General features: G+C 47.0%; 12 protein-coding genes and 1 riboswitch. Of the genes, 10 read left to right on the forward strand and 2 right to left on the reverse strand.

The genetic code is table 11. The features are described from left to right. Positions 1-107 precede the first annotated feature (107 nt). From QYF49_RS23285 to cstA, 3 genes are all read left to right on the forward strand, one after another. Complete coding sequence (locus tag QYF49_RS23285) at positions 108-1,871, forward strand: sensor histidine kinase (protein WP_290402006.1); 1,764 nt, start codon at positions 108-110, stop codon at positions 1,869-1,871. Beyond that, complete coding sequence (locus tag QYF49_RS23290; protein ID WP_290401979.1) at positions 1,864-2,610, forward strand: LytR/AlgR family response regulator transcription factor; 747 nt, start codon at positions 1,864-1,866, stop codon at positions 2,608-2,610. The genes QYF49_RS23285 and QYF49_RS23290 overlap by 8 nt, the downstream gene beginning before the upstream one ends. 136 nt (positions 2,611-2,746) lie before the next feature. After that, complete coding sequence (gene cstA / locus QYF49_RS23295) at positions 2,747-4,540, forward strand: carbon starvation protein CstA (RefSeq protein ID WP_290401980.1); 1,794 nt, start codon at positions 2,747-2,749, stop codon at positions 4,538-4,540. 97 nt (positions 4,541-4,637) lie between these two features. Here the strand turns inward: cstA and QYF49_RS23300 are convergent, their stop codons facing one another. Next, the gene (locus tag QYF49_RS23300) at positions 4,638-5,534 is read right to left on the reverse strand and encodes a DMT family transporter (RefSeq protein ID WP_290401981.1); all 897 of its coding nucleotides are present in this window, start codon (positions 5,532-5,534) and stop codon (positions 4,638-4,640) included. Positions 5,535-5,665: 131 nt separating this feature from the next. After that, entirely contained in the window at positions 5,666-5,800 is a 135-nt protein-coding gene (locus QYF49_RS23305; protein ID WP_290401982.1) for a hypothetical protein, read from the reverse strand. Positions 5,801-6,733: 933 nt separating this feature from the next. Between QYF49_RS23305 and QYF49_RS23310 the strand changes: the two genes are divergently transcribed. The 7 genes from QYF49_RS23310 (at position 6,734) to QYF49_RS23340 (ending at position 17,293) form a co-directional block, all read left to right on the forward strand. Then, complete coding sequence (locus tag QYF49_RS23310; RefSeq protein ID WP_290401983.1) at positions 6,734-8,692, forward strand: putative thiazole-containing bacteriocin maturation protein; 1,959 nt, start codon at positions 6,734-6,736, stop codon at positions 8,690-8,692. Next, positions 8,689-10,632 carry a TOMM precursor leader peptide-binding protein gene (locus tag QYF49_RS23315; RefSeq protein WP_290401984.1) on the forward strand — a complete coding sequence of 648 codons (1,944 nt, stop codon included), beginning with the start codon at positions 8,689-8,691 and terminating at the stop codon, positions 10,630-10,632. The genes QYF49_RS23310 and QYF49_RS23315 overlap by 4 nt, the downstream gene beginning before the upstream one ends. Before the next feature lie 22 nt (positions 10,633-10,654). After that, positions 10,655-12,232 (forward strand): SagB family peptide dehydrogenase, encoded by a 1,578-nt coding sequence (locus QYF49_RS23320; protein WP_290401985.1) that lies wholly within the window; start codon positions 10,655-10,657, stop codon positions 12,230-12,232. 153 nt (positions 12,233-12,385) lie between these two features. Continuing rightward, positions 12,386-12,637: a phage holin family protein gene (locus QYF49_RS23325; RefSeq protein WP_290401986.1), complete on the forward strand. Its 252-nt coding sequence runs from the start codon at positions 12,386-12,388 to the stop codon at positions 12,635-12,637. A 234-nt stretch (positions 12,638-12,871) separates the two neighbouring features. Further along, entirely contained in the window at positions 12,872-13,849 is a 978-nt protein-coding gene (locus QYF49_RS23330) for an AAA family ATPase (protein ID WP_290401987.1), read from the forward strand. Continuing rightward, on the forward strand, positions 13,846-15,117 hold the full coding sequence (locus QYF49_RS23335; RefSeq protein WP_290401988.1) for a DUF58 domain-containing protein: 1,272 nt from the start codon (positions 13,846-13,848) through the stop codon (positions 15,115-15,117). The genes QYF49_RS23330 and QYF49_RS23335 overlap by 4 nt, the downstream gene beginning before the upstream one ends. After that, positions 15,104-17,293, forward strand: a complete 2,190-nt coding sequence (locus QYF49_RS23340) for a transglutaminase TgpA family protein (RefSeq protein ID WP_290401989.1) — start codon at positions 15,104-15,106, stop codon at positions 17,291-17,293. The genes QYF49_RS23335 and QYF49_RS23340 overlap by 14 nt, the downstream gene beginning before the upstream one ends. 41 nt (positions 17,294-17,334) lie before the next feature. After that, positions 17,335-17,436: riboswitch (purine riboswitch) on the forward strand. Positions 17,437-17,476 lie beyond the last annotated feature (40 nt).

Genomic DNA, 17,476 nt, shown 5'->3' on the forward strand with positions numbered 1-17,476 from the left:
GAAATAAACTCTTTTTAGGATGAAAGAGGTAAGTCTGCTAAAATGGACAAATACTAAATATAGCTTACAAACTCTTCAATTGTTTTTTCCAGGAGGAGGGGATTAAACTGTTTGAGCTGTTGCCCTTAATGCTTGAGCGGGCGGGCGTTCTCGTTATGGTGGCTTTTTTGCTTTCCAGAATGAGGTCGTTCCGTCAAATTGTTCACCAAGAGCATGATAAAAAAGAGAAAATGATTCTGATCGGCATATTTGGGGCTTTCGGAATCATTAGCAACTATACCGGTATAGAAATACACAATGGGACCATTATCTCTCAGACCTGGCAGGCGGATGTGGATTATGATGCGGCGATCGCGAACACCCGCATTATGGGGGTGGCGATCGGCGGTTTGCTGGGAGGACCTATTGTCGGTTTGGGTGTAGGATTAATTGCAGGTATACATCGTTTGACACTCGGCGGATTTACGGCTGAAGCATGTGCGGTCTCAACCATTTTGGCTGGATTTATTACGGGCCTTCTTGGGCGGCGTTATGGAATAATAGGAAGGAACCATTCACCCTGGGGAGCAGTAGCCATAGGAATCCTGATGGAAGGCATCCAAATGGGGGTTATATTGCTCATTGCGAGGCCGTATGAAGCGGCTTATCATCTGGTCGAGGTGATCGCGGTTCCCATGATTTCCATCAATGGACTCGGCACGCTGATCTTTATATTGATCATCCAGAGCATTTTAATGGAAGAAGAGCGTACGCGCGCGCTTCAAACCCACAATGCGCTTGAGATTGCCCAGCAAACACTTCCCTTCTTCCGCCAGGGTTTAACCCTTCATTCTTGCGGTGAGGCCGCGAACATTATTTTAGAAGGTACAAAAGCGGATGCTATTTCGATAACGAATAAGGATCAGGTGCTCGCTCATGCCGGTGCAGGCTCAGACCATCATAAACCCGGACAGCATATGGCAACCCAATTAACGAAAGAAGTGCTTGATCATGGAAAAATTTTGATTGCCAGGTCAACAGATGAAATCCGATGTTATCGTGAAAATTGCCCTTTGCAAGCGGCGATTGTTGTTCCTTTACAGGTTCATCAAGAAACGGTTGGAACGCTGAAGCTTTACTTTGTAAATCAAAATAAGCTGGATCAGGTGGAGTACGAGCTCGCGGAAGGCTTGAGCAGGCTTTTTTCTACACAGCTGGAGCTGGCAGAGGCAGAACAGCAGCGGAAATTATTGAAGGATGCAGAAATCAAAGCATTGCAGGCACAGGTTCACCCGCATTTTTTGTTTAATGCCATTAATACCATTTCAAGCCTGGTTCGGACGGACGCACAAAAAGCGAGGAAGCTCCTTATCAATTTAGGGGTATTCTTTCGCAGTAATCTGCAGGGTGCAAGGCATTTGCTGATTCCGCTGGAAAAAGAAATTGAACACGTTGAGGCTTATCTGTCGCTCGAGCAAGCTCGTTTTCCAGACAAGTACCAGGTGGATTTTGATATCCATCCAGCACTGAACAAGGTCCTCATTCCTCCGTTTACGCTTCAGCCTTTAGTGGAAAATGCGATTCGCCATGCGTTTTCGAATAGGAAACAAGGAAGAGTAACGGTGACAGCCTATACAGACAGCAACAAAATGATTTTGACAACGGAGGATAATGGTAAGGGAATTCCTGAGCCCCTGATGAAATCGCTTGGTACTGAAACGGTTCAATCCGAAGAAGGGACCGGGACAGCTGTATGGAACATTCGAAAGCGCATGAAAGAGATATACGGTCTGGAAGGTTCCTTCCAAATCGAAAGTGAACAAGATTCAGGTACAAAGGTTACCATGATCCTGCCTTTAACCCAAAACAAGTGGAGTGAGAGAAATGTTTAAGGCATTTATCGTTGATGATGAGCCGTTAGCCAGAGATGAACTGGCGTATCTGCTAAAAAGAAGCAAGCAAGTGGAAATTGTGGGAGAAGGTGACTCCATAGAAAATTCTTTGAGCCAAATTCACGGATTACAGATCGATGTGATTTTTTTGGATATTCAACTGGCGGATGAAAGCGGCTTGGATTTAGCAGAAAAAGTAATGGATCTCGAGCCGCGTCCGGAAATTGTGTTTGCAACGGCATATGATGAATACGCACTTAAGGCATTTGATCTGCAAGCCATAGATTATATTATGAAGCCATTTGATGAAACCAGAGTCCTGCAAACGGTAGAAAAATTGGAGAAAGTGATCAAGGGGAAAGCTAATGGGACCAGTTCATCACTGAATCAAGGGCTATCCATTGGTAAACGGAATGATAAGTTGGCGGTGACAGTTGATGAGCGGATCGTTTTGATTGCTGTCCATGAAATTGTATATATAGGGGCAATTGAAGGAAGAACGGTGATTGTGACGGATCAACAAAGATATCAGGTAAATGACCCGTTGATCACATTTGAGAGGAAGCTTCATCAGAAATCCATCATTCGAGTGCATCGTGGGTATTTAGTCAATTTGGATAAAATTGTGGAAATCCAGCCCTGGTTTCACTCCACCTATAACCTGATCATGAAGGATGGGGAGAAAATACCCGTAAGCCGTACCTTTACAAAGGATCTTAAAGAGCATTTTGGCTTTTAAACACTGTAAGCCAGCTGTGGGATTCTGTCATTCATCTCCTTATTTCTGCATTTTAAAATGAAAACCCAGTGTGAGCGTTTTCATTTAGTAAGATAAAGTTTACAGAAACTCAATGAAGGCAGAGGGGGAGAATGAATTGAATGCGGTTACAATTGTTATTGGATCCATTTGCATATTAATGATTGCTTATCGGTTATATGGAACATTTATGGTTGCAAAAGTCATGAAATTAAATGATGCTAAGCCAACCCCGGCACATGAATTAAACGATGGCAAGGATTATGTTCCAACGAATAAATGGGTGTCATTCGGACATCACTTTGCCGCGATTGCCGCTGCAGGACCGCTCGTAGGTCCAATATTAGCAGCTCAATTCGGATATCTGCCAGGGCTGCTCTGGCTCTTGATCGGTGCAGTACTGGGCGGAGCTGTCCATGATGTGGTTGTATTGTTTGCCTCCATGCGCAAAAAAGGGAAATCACTTTCGGAAGTAGCGAAAGATGAACTGGGTCCTGTAGCTGGCTTTTGTACAGGCCTAGCAATGCTATTTATCATTACGATTACGATGGCGGGGCTGTCCATGGTTGTTCTGCATGCGCTTGAAAACAATCCATGGGGTACATTTGCTGTCGGCATTACCATTCCCATCGCGATGGGAGTCGGTATCGTTTATAAAAAAACCGGCAATTTGAAATTCACTTCTACGGTCGGGTTTATTCTGCTCATGGTCGGTGTCTTTATGGGACCCCAGATTCAAGGGACCGTTCTTGGGGACTGGCTGACGCTTGATACAAAAGCGCTGGCGGTCATTTTGCCTATATATGCCTTCTTTGCCGCAGCGCTGCCGGTTTGGCTGCTGCTCGCACCAAGGGATTACTTAAGCAGTTTTATGAAAATCGGTGTATTCATTGCCTTGATTATCGGTGTCTTCATTATTAACCCATCGATTGAATTCCCGGCTTTTACAAAATTCATTGATGGCGGCGGTCCGATTTTAGCCGGCCCGGTCTGGCCATTTATCTCGATTACGATTGCCTGTGGAGCGATATCGGGATTCCACGCCTTTGTGGGCTCAGGTACGACACCTAAAATGCTTGATAAATGGTCGGATATTAAGGTCGTCGGATTTGGCGGAATGCTCGTTGAATGTCTGGTTGCCATTATGGCCTTAATTGCAGCGACAGCGCTTCACCCGGCTGACTATTTTGCGATCAACTCCACTCCTGAGGTATTTAAAACATTGGGGATGGATGTCGTTAATTTGCCTGAACTCAGCCGTGAAATCGGTCTGAATCTGGAAGGCAGAACAGGCGGTGCGGTAACGCTTGCAGTCGGGATGACGTACATCTTTACGGGAATTCCTTGGTTCGCCAAGCTCTCAGCCTACTTCTTTCAATTTGTGGTCATGTTTGAAGCAGTGTTTATTTTAACAGCGATCGATGCAGGGACTCGCGTGGCCCGTTACCTGATCCAGGATTTCTTTGGCGAATTTTATAAGCCGCTGAAGAAAACGGATTGGGTTCCTGGATCGATTATCGCCAGTGCGCTTGCCTGCTTCATGTGGGGATATCTTCTCTATTCAGGGGATATTGGCTCGATCTGGGCGCTGTTCGGGGTATCGAATCAGATGATGGCATCGATTGGATTAATTATTGGTGCCACGGTCATTTTAAAAATGGCCGACAAGAGAAGATATATGCTCACTTGTCTTGTTCCACTGGCCTATCTCTTTGTCACCGTCAATTATGCCGGTTACTGGATGGTCAAAAATGTTTATCTAAACCCGGATAACCCAGGCTACAACATGCTTAATGCCGTTCTGTCCGTAATAATGCTGATCCTCGGCGTCATCATTATGGTGGCCGCTGTGAAAAAATGGGCAGAGATGTGGAACTCTCCACGCAGACAGCTGGAAGCTAAATCTGCATAGATTCTAATGGCTTTTTGCCATAATGAAAACAAGGGAACACCTGATGTGTTCCCTTGTTTCTATTTGTTTTATGATCCTGTTGGAAAATACCGCACAGTTAAACACTTTTATTTACCATTTTTGATTTTAGCTTCATATTTACAAACAAAATACTAATGACGATAAATAACAGACCCACTACAAGATTAAGTGTAATATTTTCATTTAATAAGAAAGAACTGCAAAGAATTGCGATTAGCGGGATCAGGAAAGTGAATGATCCGACTTTGCTCGCCTCACCTGAACCGACGAGTGTAAAGAATGCCAGCCAGCCAAAGGCAATCACAAAGGTAGAGATGAATAACAGGTTTGCTATAAATGGCATTTCCCACCGGATATTTGACCAACTCTCAAATCCGGAGCCTGCACTTAATAAGAAAAGCCCCCCAATAATAAGCTGTACGGTAACCATCCAAATGGAATCAACACGATCACCTGTCTTTTTGACATAAACCGTGCCTAATCCCCAGCCTAATGCAGAGCCAAGAGCCAGGATAATGCCAAGAGCCGAAATATCACCTGTAAATCCGCTTGCACTTATAATCGCAACACCTGCGAAGCCAAGGATCAACCCAATCATTTTTAATCCATACATCGATTCGCCAAGCCAAATCCAACAGAAGATCCCAAGCAGCACGGGCTCAATGAAGACAATGGCCGAAAACAAACCTGCTGGTGCAAACCCGAGACCTACCGTTTGAAGACCGTAAAAAAGGATGATGTTAAAAAAAGCAGAAATGAAGTAAAAATGCCATGTTTCTTTAAAACGAAGGCTTTTATATCTTGGAAGTGCAAAAATAAGTAAAATAAGGCCGCCCAGAATCGTTCGGATTCCGGCAAACAATAATGGCGGTGTATAGTTAAGTGCGATCTTGGATAATGGCCAATTGATACCCCATACCATCACAAGAAATGTGAGCAGCAGGATGGTTTGCGGCCGCGAAAGCTGTTTCATAGTCGTTCCTCCTTGACATAAGTACCTTAACAATCATACGCCTTTAGAAATAGATAACAAGTTAAATGCTCTCTCGTTGTATTTGCAGGATAATAAAACGCCAAACCTTGGCTGATCAAGGTTTGGCGTTTTTATCTTTTAATCGTATTCAACGGCTGGATTTTAAATGCTTTGGTAAAGCCATATATGAAGAAGACCGTTAAAAAATAAGGCACGATGATAAAAAGAAGAAGCATCAGCAATAGACGGTTTCGAATGCTTTTCATAAAAGACCCCCCTTTCTCGGGCTAAGGACCAATGGATAATGGCTCTTATGTATAAACGTCTTCATACAACATGCAAACATATATTTCGTTTGTAAAAAATTTTTAAGCTAATAAAATCGCTCTGTCATGATTTTTCCTTGATATAAGCCAATTGTTTGGGATCGACAACCCAGCGGACATGTTAGCAGAACTAGTTTTTTAAAAATCATTTTATATTCACGGTTTTAGGATAACCCCTCTCTTAAATAAGTATTTTGTATGGAACCATAACCCATTTTATTTCATAGGCTGTTGAGAAAAGATGCGAAGATTTTAGAATTGGAGTAATTAATTTCTCTTATTTCTCGTTAACTACCCGCAAAAAACCTATTGAACAGTTGTTTAAATTAACAGGAGGAGGCTGTGCAAATGAATGATGATTTCCAGAAAGACATTCAAAATTTGAATGTTGGTGATTACAAGGCGGAAGAGGCTGTTCCTTGGGATGCACAAAATCATTACGAAATGGACCCTCGGCAGTGCGCTGGCTTTAGATGCTCCAGTTGTTTCAGATGCTCCAGCTGCTTTAACTGCATAAGCTGTTTCAACTGTGTGAGCTGCTTTAACTGTGTGAGCTGTTTTAACTGTTTTAGATGCTCAAACTGCGTTAGATGTTCCAACTGTCATAACTGCTCCAACTGCCATAACTGCTCGAACTGCCATAATTGCGGAGGACGTTGTTCTGGCGGCCATGGTGAATAACAGATAGTTTGTGGCTGCCTAAAGAAAAGCTTCGGGCAGATTCGTAAAGGGATCTCACCATTTGAGGTGAAGATCCCTTTGCTTTCCTTTTTTCTCTATAAGCTTAGACATAAGATACAAATTGCGGTGCATAGGATGGTAATGAAAGTAATGTCCAAATTCGAGACAATTCATTTGGTTAGGAGGACCGGAATGACAAACTTGGACCCATCTATGCGTCTGAAGGTGAAAAGGGATACGTATTTTCTTCCTGATCCAAAGGGTGGTGTGTATTTTCGAAACAATTTAATCTCGTTCCGTATGAAAGGCAGTGGAATCGATCAGTGGGTGGAGAAACTGATACCGATGTTCAATGGAGAGCACACCCTGGAGGATTTGACAGGCGGCTTGCCCGACCAATATCGGAACCGGATATTTGAAATCGCCGAAACACTTCATGAAAATGGCTTTATTCAGGACATAAGCCAAGATCGCCCGCATCAATTGACGGATGAGGTGCTAAAAAAATATGCATCGCAAATTGAATTTTTGGCAAGTTCCGTAGATTCGGGCGCTTACCGATTTCAAACGTACCGCCAGGCGAAAGTGTTGGCTGTGGGCTCCGGTCCTTTTTTGGTATCGCTTGTTTCAGCATTGATTGAATCCGGTCTGCCCAAGATCCATGTATTGATTACGGACTCAATGCCCACCAATCGCCGGCGTTTGGAGGAGCTTGTGGTACATGCCCGAAAAACGGACCCTGAGGTCGAACTAGACGAAGTCCCATTGAAGATGGAGGGGGTCCGTTCCTGGCGGAAAGCTGTAAAGCCTTTTGATTCGATTTTGTATGTGTCGCAGTCTGGCGATGTAGAGGAACTGCGCTTTCTTCATACCGTTTGCAGGGAGGAGAAGAAGGTTTTACTGCCAGCTATATGTGTGGAGCAGGCGGGCATGGCAGGTCCTTTGGTACATCCGGACTCTGATGGATGCTGGGAGTCTGCGTGGCGCCGTGTACATAAAGCGGCAATTACCAAAGATCAAGGGCTGAACGACATCTCCTTCACTGCAGGCGCTATGCTGGCGAATGTGATTGTGTTTGAATGGTTCAAACATGTGACAGGAGTGACCGAACCTTCACAGACGAATCAGCTCTTCTTTTTGGATCTGGAAACACTCGAAGGCAACTGGCATTGGTTCATGCCGCATCCACTGGTGACAGAGCGTGGTTCAGCTGAATGGATTCAAGATCTTGATCGTCGGCTTGAGAGGGGCTCCAGTGAAGATAAATCCAGTGAAATGCTTCTTTATTTAAATCAATTAACATCGATGGAAGCAGGAATTTTGCATATTTGGGAGGAGGGTGACTTGAAGCAGCTGCCGCTGGCCCAGTGCCGCGTTCAGGCTGTTGATCCATTGTCGGATGGGCCCGCTGAGCTGCTGCCGGAAATGATCTGTACAGGTATGACACATGAGGAAGCAAGGCGGGAAGCGGGTCTTGCCGGGATTGAAACGTATGTGGCACGAATGGCCGATCTGCTTCTTCCAGATCTGCTTTCACCGCAGGACAGAATGGTTGGATTTCATGATTTTGTGGGTATCGGAATTGGGGAAACGGTCGAGGAAGGCGTCTGCAGAGGCTTGCAAAAATGTTTAATGGAAGAGCTGGTCAAGCAACAAAGGAACAAGAAGATACCGGTCTTTCAAGTGCAGTTAGAAGTGATAGAAGATGAACGGTGCCAATTCTATTTGCAGTCATTGTCTGCGATGCAGGGAGCACCGGTAATCGGCTTAGGAAAAGATGTGTCGGGTTTTCCTGTAGTATGGGTTCATACTGCCGGCATTTGGTATGGCAGTGCAGGCTTGAATCTGACACTGGCATTGCGGAAAGTATTACAGCATGCACTGATAAAAGCCCAGAACCAGGCATCCGTCCCATCTGCGGAAGGAGTGCTGGAGGTTTCATCCCTGTTATTAAAAGAAAACGAGATTCTTAATCTTGCTTTTCCCGCATGTGAAGAGACTGTAAACTTAGAGGTTTTACAGTCAGCCATGCAGGTGTTAAAACAGAACCGCAAGAAGCTCCTCGTCTGTGAACTGGAGCTGGAGCAGTTTTCAAAAGACCACCTGGCAGGGGTGTTTGGTGTGGCGTTGCGGGAGGAGTCATCCAGATGAGCGCTGTCGTGGTGATTGTCGGAGAAGGGTTTTTGGCAAAGCGAGTAAGTGAAGAACTGTCCAGCCAATACGAGGTCGTTCGTCAGGCCGATGTCGAGGCTGGGGTAACAAAAGCGGCGAATTTAGCACTGGTCTTAAGCGACGCCTGGCTTCAGCCTATCCATGAGAAGGCTGAAGAGATGTTCCAGTCACTCGACATTCCTTGGCTTCGGGGCTTTGTTTCATTCGGTGAGGGAGTAATCGGGCCGTTCGTTCGGCCCCATGCGCCTGGCTGCTCGCGATGTGCGGATATGAGGCGCTTGATGGCTGGACGCGACCGCAAGGAGATGCGGGAGCTGCAAAAGAGGATGGCATCACAAGGGGGAATACCAACGGACACGTGGGCATCACGCACGGGACTTTTGCAGGTGGCTTATTTCATCGTGTCTGAAGCACAGAGGATATTGGAAGGGGGCAGACCGCTTTCGGAAGGACACCTGTTTTTCATCAGTCTGAAAACGTTGAAGAGCTCAAGTCACTTTTTTCTGCCCGACCCGTTGTGTCCCGTTTGCGGACAATTGCCTGATGATTCACCGGAGGCGGCGCGAATATCGCTGCAGCCAAGTCCAAAGGTCAGCCCCGACAGTTATCGCTGCCGGCCAATGGATGACCTGAAAAAAGTTCTTGCCAAGGATTACCTCGATTCCCGGACCGGTTTTCTGAACCGTAAAATGGTCGATCTCGTATCGCCGTTTGCAGATGCCAGTGTAAATCTGCCGCTGTTCACGGGGGACGAGGGAACTGCCGGGCGTACCCATTCATATGCGGTAAGCGAATTAACCGCGATTTTGGAGGGGGTTGAACGCCATTGTGGAATGTCACCACGCGGAAAAAAGACGGTGATTCATGACAGCTTCCGTAATCTGCAGGGGCAAGCACTCCATCCTGTTAAGGTAGGTGTATATTCGAAGGAACAGTATGGGAAGCGTGGTTTTCCGTTTAAACCGTTTAATCCTGATCAATCGATGAATTGGGTATGGGGTTATTCATTTTTGCAGGAGCGTCCGATTTTAGTTCCAGAGTTTCTCGCGTATTATGGTTTGGACTATGGGAAGGGCTTTGTCTATGAAAATTCGAATGGATGCGCGCTTGGCGGGACGCTGGAGGAGGCCATTTTCTATGGAATCCTGGAAGTGGTGGAACGCGATTCTTTCCTGATGACCTGGTACGCACAGCTGCAGATTCCGCGGCTTGATCCTTATTCCGCCAATGATCAAGAATTGGGGTTGATGGTCGACCGTATGCAAGCTGTGGCAGGGTTTGATCTGCATTTGTTTAATTCAACAACGGAAAACGGGATTCCAAGTGTGTGGGCGATCGCGAAAAACAGAAAACAAAAAGGCGTGAATATAATCTGTGCAGCCGGAGCTCATCCGGATCCGGTCCGGGCGACAAAAGGAGCGATTCACGAGTTGGCCGGCATGCTGATGTCGTTGGATGAAAAATTTGAGGCGAACCGTGAAAAGTATTTGAGAATGTTGGATGATTCGTCTTTGGTACGGCAGATGGAGGACCATTCCATGCTGTACAGTTTGCCGCAGGCAGAGGATCGGCTGCAATTTTTATTGGATGAAGCTCGGCCGTTACGAACTTATGAAGATCAATTCAAGCCGAAGACAACGCATGATGATTTAACCGATGATTTGCTGGATATTCTTCAAGTGTTTCGTGATTTGAACCTGGAAGTGATTGTGGTGGACCAGACGACACCGGAAATCAAACGAAACGGGCTGTCTTGCGTGAAAGTCCTTATTCCGGGAATGATTCCGATGACATTCGGACATCTTTTTACCCGTGTGACAGGGCTGGAAAGGGTGCTGAGGGTGCCGGTGGAGCTTGGGTATGCGAACCAGATGCTGACTGCTGAACAGCTCAATCCATATCCCCATCCGTTTCCATAAGTCGTGTTTAGGAGGGAAAGGGATGAGTCTAGATGAATTCCTGCACAATCTGCATTTTAATACTGAAAAGATAAGACCACCGGACTGGGAAGTGGATTGGGAAGATGCACCGCTTCCATATAAACTTTACCGCGGCTTGCCTGTATTTCCGTTGTCACTGGAAGTGCCGCTGACGCTTGAAGGACAGGAAACACCAGTGAAGCCGGACCTTCGCGGAATCGGCGATTTACTCTGGTACGTATACGGGATCACTCAATTAAGCCAGTCAGCCTCGAGCAGCGGTGCTGCCGCACCGGATGGCCTCATGCAGTCTTTTCGGCGGTTTGTTCCATCCGGTGGGGCATTGTATCCAAACGAGTTATACGTGTATTTGAAGGCAGAAGATTTGCCTCACGGTGTATACCATTATGATGCTGCACACCACCGCTTAATACTATTGCGGGAAGGTAATTACGATTCTTATTTGGCTCAGGCGCTAGGGAACCGATGTGACGTGTCTGCTTGTTTTGGCACTATCTTTGTGTCGACGGTGTTTTGGAAAAATTTCTTTAAATACCATAACTTTGCGTACCGTCTTCAAGGGCTGGATGCTGGTGCATTAATCGGACAATTGTTGGAAGTGGCGAAACGGTTCCGCTTCGAGTCTGGAGTCTGCTTCCAATTTCTTGACCGGGCGTTGAACCACTTGCTTGGGCTCGCCGGACAGGAGGAGAGCGTGTACGCGGTTATTCCTTTGTCGGCAGAACCTTCATCCACCTGGTTTGCTGACAGGAAGGTCCAGGGCGTGATGGCCTCTTCCGAAAAATTATGCCAGGAGTTAACAGCTGTTCCGCATGAAAACTACGATCGTTCTGACAGAGTGGCGGAGTATCCAATGATCATAAAAATGAACGAAGCATCCATGATGGAATCAACAGGTTCGTTTCAGCGAATAGAGAAGAAGAAGAGGGTAAATGGTGAGGGTCAATGGGTGGCCCTGCCTCACGTGGAACGGTTATCTTACGATCTTGCTTCGGTCTGCCGAAAGCGATATTCACTGGACACGGATTTCATTTTAAGGAAGGTAAGCCAGCAGAAACTGGCCGCCCTGCTTAAGGAAGCGACGGATTCCTTCGCGTATCGAAATGATTTGGATGAAGCGCATGAGGGATCCCAATACCGTGTCTCGCTCTATGGATGCATGTATGGCGTTGAAGGTATACAGAATGGTGCCTTCTGCTATGACGCCGAAAATCACCGGTTACGGAAAATCAATGCCGGAGACTATCGGTCTGCAATGCAGCAAGGGAGCGCAGGCCATAATGTTAATCTGTTCCAAGTGCCGCTTTGCCTGCATGTGGCGGGGGAAATGAATTTCCTCAAAACGTCATTAGGCTATCGAGGTTATCGCATTCAGCAAATGGAAGCCGGTATGCTGGTGCAGCGATTGCTGCTTACGGCGTCAGCCCTCGGGATGGGCGGGCACCCTCTCCTTGGATTTGAACCCGGCATGTGCGACGAGCTATACAAGATGAAACCGCAAGGGAAAACGAGCCTCATTCAAGTACCGGTGGGGCATTATCATCCCCGCCCTTGGTTGAAGGGGATGCTGCATAGCTAGAAGGGGAAAGAAAAACCCGGAGTCCTGCTAAGGAATCCGGGTTTATCATACCCTGCATCACAAAGGTAACAACGGCCGCATTTTTAGTTCTTTCTTGGAGAAGACCACAATACATTTTACTAATAAAGCTTCTCAATCAAAGGAGGGCGAAGGATGGACTTGATCAATAACTTTGCGCCATATGTAGGGCTTGCCGTCGTTCTGTATGCAATCCGCCATACGTCGAAGGTGTCGAACCGGTATATACCCATTGTGGCCATTGTATTAGGGGTGCTGTATTCGTTCTGGGAAGCAGGCGGCGCTACCCCGCATTCCACATTAGTGGGTCTGAAATATGCGCTTCTCGGGATCGGAACCGTAGCAGGCGTAAAATATTTCGCAGAAGGGTCATCCGCCAAGAAATAAACACGATAACAATAAAGCAGGGCCGCCGTTTCCAGGCGGCCTTTTTACATCCGATGGAAATCCTAGAAAAGTTTGTCGATAACAAGGAGTTATGCCCGCCCGTTGCGAATGTTATTAAAATAGGAAATAGAACCTAGACTGCATTTTGGGGACTAGGGTCATCAGGCATCAAACGGGGGTATACCTTTTTTAGAAATTGCCGCCGTACCGCCTATTATAAAGGGGGCTCACCGCATGAGTGCAAACAAAATGAAGTTTGACAGCTACCGTTCTGAACTGGAGGCTGTTATTAGAAATATAGAAAATGTCATGGTAGGAAAGAAGCAAGTTTCAGAGTTAAGCATAGTGGCTTTGCTTGCAGGGGGACATGTGCTGCTTGAAGACGTGCCGGGCGTAGGGAAGACCATGATGGTCCGTGCGATCGCAAAGTCACTGGGACTTCAGTTTAGCAGGATCCAGTTTACTCCTGATCTATTGCCTTCTGATATTACGGGTGTTTCCATCTTCAATCAAAAGGAAATGAACTTTGAATTTCGAGCCGGGCCGCTCATGGGAAATGTCATACTCGCAGATGAAATCAACCGCACCTCCCCCAAGACACAATCCGCCCTCTTAGAATCCATGGAAGAGAAGAGCATCACCGTAGACGGCCGGACCCACATCCTGCCGAGCCCTTTCTTCGTCATGGCTACCCAGAACCCGATTGAATATGAAGGAACATATCCGCTCCCTGAAGCCCAGCTGGATCGATTTCTTATAAAACTGAACATGGGCTACCCAACACCTGATGAAGAGATGTCGATCTTAAGCCTCATCACGCAGGATCATCCGATCGATCACTTGAAGCCGGTCGTCACGGCCGAGGAACTGAACGGTATGAAGGAACAGGTGAAGGCCGTTTACGTGGATGAAACCGTAAAGAAATACATCATAGATCTCGTGAACCGCACGCGCAACCACCGATCCATTTATTTGGGTGCCAGCCCAAGGGGATCACTGGCTCTGATGAAAGCCGCCCAAGCGCATGCTTTTATGATGGACAGGGATTTTGTTGTGCCTGACGATGTGAAATACCTCGCTCCATTCGTCCTGACACACCGAATTCTTTTAAAGCCGGAAGCCAGGTTTGAAGGAGAGACCGCTGATACGGTCGTCCGAGACCTTCTGAACCGTGTGCCTGTTCCCATCCAGAAGGGGCAGCATGCGAGATGAAGCGGCTAAAGTGGAAGCTGAACGGCAAATATAAAACCCCGCTTGGCCTTGCGGGTATTATCATCCTCTTGGGCCTGACCTTTTCGTACGCGATGTTTCAGGGCGGTTTTGTGAGCTGGTTTTTGTTTTACAGTGTTTTTCCTTTTACCATCTATACGGCAGCGATGGTCTTCTATCCCCTTCATCATATTCGGCTGACGAGGGAACTGAGCAAGGATTTGCTGATGGCCGGTGAGGAACTGACTGTGACCATCCGTTTGAAACGAAAAACTCCTTTTCCGCTGTTCTACCTCGTCATCCATGACGAGATTCCCGCTCCTTTATATAAAGAAACGGTTCATGGAGGAGAAGAGGGTCAGATCCATTCCCGGGTGCTGTTCTTTCCTTTGTTTAAAAAGAATCTCGTCTATACGTACCGGATCAAACCGGTCCCTCGCGGCGTTTACGAGCTGAACAGCATCGCGCTCAAAACCGGGGATGTGTTCGGTTTTGTACAAAAAGAAATCAAAGTAAACCTTTCGGACAAGGTCTTCATCTATCCAAGGTATCAAGAGATCGAGCGCTGGGAGATGGACAAGCATCTTCAGAGCGGGATTCAGCGAGCCGGCAGAAAATCGCTGACGGACTATACATCAACGGTGAGCGTCAGGGACTATGCACCGGGAGACCGGCTGTCCTGGCTGCATTGGAAGGCGAGTGCGCGATCCAACAAACTCCTCACCAAAGTCTTTGAACATCAGCGCAACGACGATTATATCATTGTGCTGGATCAATCTGAACAAAGCTATGGCAATCAGAACTGGCTGTTTGAAAAGGCGGTTTCCTTTGCAGCTTCCATCACGCATTATTCGGTCCAAAAGGGAGCGTCCCTAGGGCTGCACAGTTACCGGAAGAAAGGGCAGCTGGCGATGAACAGCGGCACGGACCACGAATGGAGGATCTTTCATGAGCTGGCAGGCGTTCAGCCGGATGTAAAGCAACCTTTTTATGAATGGCTTAAAAAGGAATTCGCCGATGGCAGGCTTGAGGGAAGAACCATGGTGATCATCTCTCCGCTGCTCGATGATGTGATGACCAAGACGCTGGAGATGATTTCGGCCCGCCAGGCCAACGTGGTGTATTTCTATATGTCGTCCAATGAAAGGCTCCACCCTCAAGAACTGACGTACATCCACCGTTTAAACAATAGTTTAATTCCTGCGGTTTCCATTAACGGGCCGAGGTTCAGTGACGCAATAAAGGCAGGTGCAAGCCGTGCAACCATTTAATGAAAACCGGCCGCCGTCTGTATATTCTCTTGTTCTTTATGCTTTGGGCTTTATGCTCCTGTGGGAATGGCTCAGGCCCCTTACTCAGATCACGTCAACCGAGGACACGCAGATCTTTGTCGTGTTCACCGCGTTTTTGTTCATTGTTGCGTATTTCCGGCTGCCGTTTTGGATTTCTTTTCCGATCAAGTTAATCGCACTGCTTTATGCGGTGCATGCCCTGTATTACCCGGATGTTTTTCTTTCGTTTCAATGGGTTCCTCACTTGATCGGTGATTTACAGAGCAGCCTCGCGCTCATCTGGGATCAGCAATGGACCGAAATGTCATCGCTGAGCCGGTCACTGCTGTTCTTCATATTGCTTTGGCTCGTGAGCTACCTCATGCATTACTGGCTCATTCAGGCGAAGCGGATCTTTCTCTTCCTGTTCATCACTGTTCTCTATATCACGGTCCTGGATACGTTTACACCGTATGATGCAAAGATGGCGATCGTGCGCACAGTGTTTATCGGACTGATTCTTGTCGGTATCCTGCGGATCATGAAAATTGTGGAGGCGGAGGGCTTTTCCCTCATGAAGGGGAGATTCCCCGTCATGTGGATGGTTCCGCTCACCGTTGTCATCGCGCTGTCTTCCACTCTGGGCCTGCTGGCGCCCAAAGCCTCTCCACAATGGCCAGACCCGGTGCCTTTTATCACGTCCATGTCGGATAAAGGGGAAGAGGGAGCCGGTATCAACACCCGGTTTGCCCGGATCGGATACGGAACGAACGACAGCCGTCTCGGTGGACCGTTCAAATTTGATTACAAAGAGGTTTTTACAGCAACCGTTAAAGAAAGGCACTACTGGCGCGTTGAAACGAAGGATGCCTATACCGGGAAAGGATGGGAGAACTCCTTCTCCAACGAACAGCTTCTGTTAGACAGACGATCTGTGGAGTATGCTGCTCCCGGCTCCAGTCTAATTGAACAGGGCGGAGCTCAGATGGTGAAAGAGGAAGCCTCGATCAATATGGCGAAGACCTATCCGTTCATCGTTTCACCAGGCGTCATTACTTCCATTCAAGCGAAAAAGAACGTGGACTTTATGCTTGATCCGCTGACCGGTCAGATCAATACGACGAACGGGGGCAATCCAACCCGGCTTAAGCAATATAAATTGGAGTATGAACTTCCGCAGTACGATAAGAAAAAGTTAAGGGAAAGCAGCCGGTCCTATCCGCAATATGTGACGCAATATTATCTGCAGCTTCCTGCAGAACTCCCTCAGCGGGTGAAAAAATTGGCGGCCCGGATCGTAAAGAATGAAGATAACCCGTATGACAAAGCCAAGGCGGTTGAAAATTATTTCTCGCTCAATAATTTTGGCTATGATACCGTCGATGTGAGGGTCCCGAAGAAAAACGAAGATTACGTGGACAAGTTTTTATTTGATGCACAAAAAGGGTACTGTGATAACTTTTCTACTTCCATGATCGTACTGCTTCGTTCAGTCGGCATTCCTGCACGCTGGGTGAAAGGCTTCACGTACGGTGAGTATCAGGATACGAAAAACGTGTACAAGTCGTATAAAATTACGAATGCCAATGCCCATTCCTGGCCGGAGGTTTATTTTGCAGGTGTCGGATGGGTGCCTTTTGAACCGACAAGAGGGTTTTCCAATCCAACTCCGATCGAAGAGGAAATGAAAAGGGCGTCTGCACCAGTCGCCCCTCCGGTCAAGAAGAAGGATAAAAAGCAAGTACAGCCTGATAAGAAGGAACAATCGGCCAGCAAGGGACAAAATGGAGACGGAACGTTAGCCATCATCGGCACAGCCTTGCTTTACGTGATTCCGCTTACCGTCGCTGCAGCACTTCTTGCTGTTCTTTTCCGAAAAAAATGGCTCCGTCAGTATTACATCTGGAGATTCCGCAGGAGGAAAGGGTCAGGAACATTCTCAGATGCGTACGATCGCCTCCTTTGGCTGACCCAGCTTTACGGGCTGAAAAAGGATCCTTCCTATACCCTGAGGGAATATGCGGTATATGTTGACCGTTCGCTGGACACTCGGGATATGAGGAGGCTCACTTCGGCATATGAATCCCTTCAATACAGCAATAAGCAGATGGCGGATCCATGGACAGAAACCAACAAGGAATTGTGGGAAAATTTAATTAAAAAGCTGCGGGGTTGACCGCCTGACAGGCCATTGTTAGAATGTGCTTAAGATACAATGCCATCAATATTATTCACCTTCGTATATCCTCGATAATAAGGATCGAGAGTCTCTACCGGGCTGCCGTAAATGGCCTGACTATGAAGGCAGGGTTCTTTATGTACAACCGGAATTCTGCCTTTGTTTTTTTTGCTGAAAAAA

Origin of the sequence: Fictibacillus terranigra (genome assembly GCF_030412265.1) — a bacterium.
GTDB classification, from domain to species: domain Bacteria; phylum Bacillota; class Bacilli; order Bacillales; family Fictibacillaceae; genus Fictibacillus_C; species Fictibacillus_C terrinigri.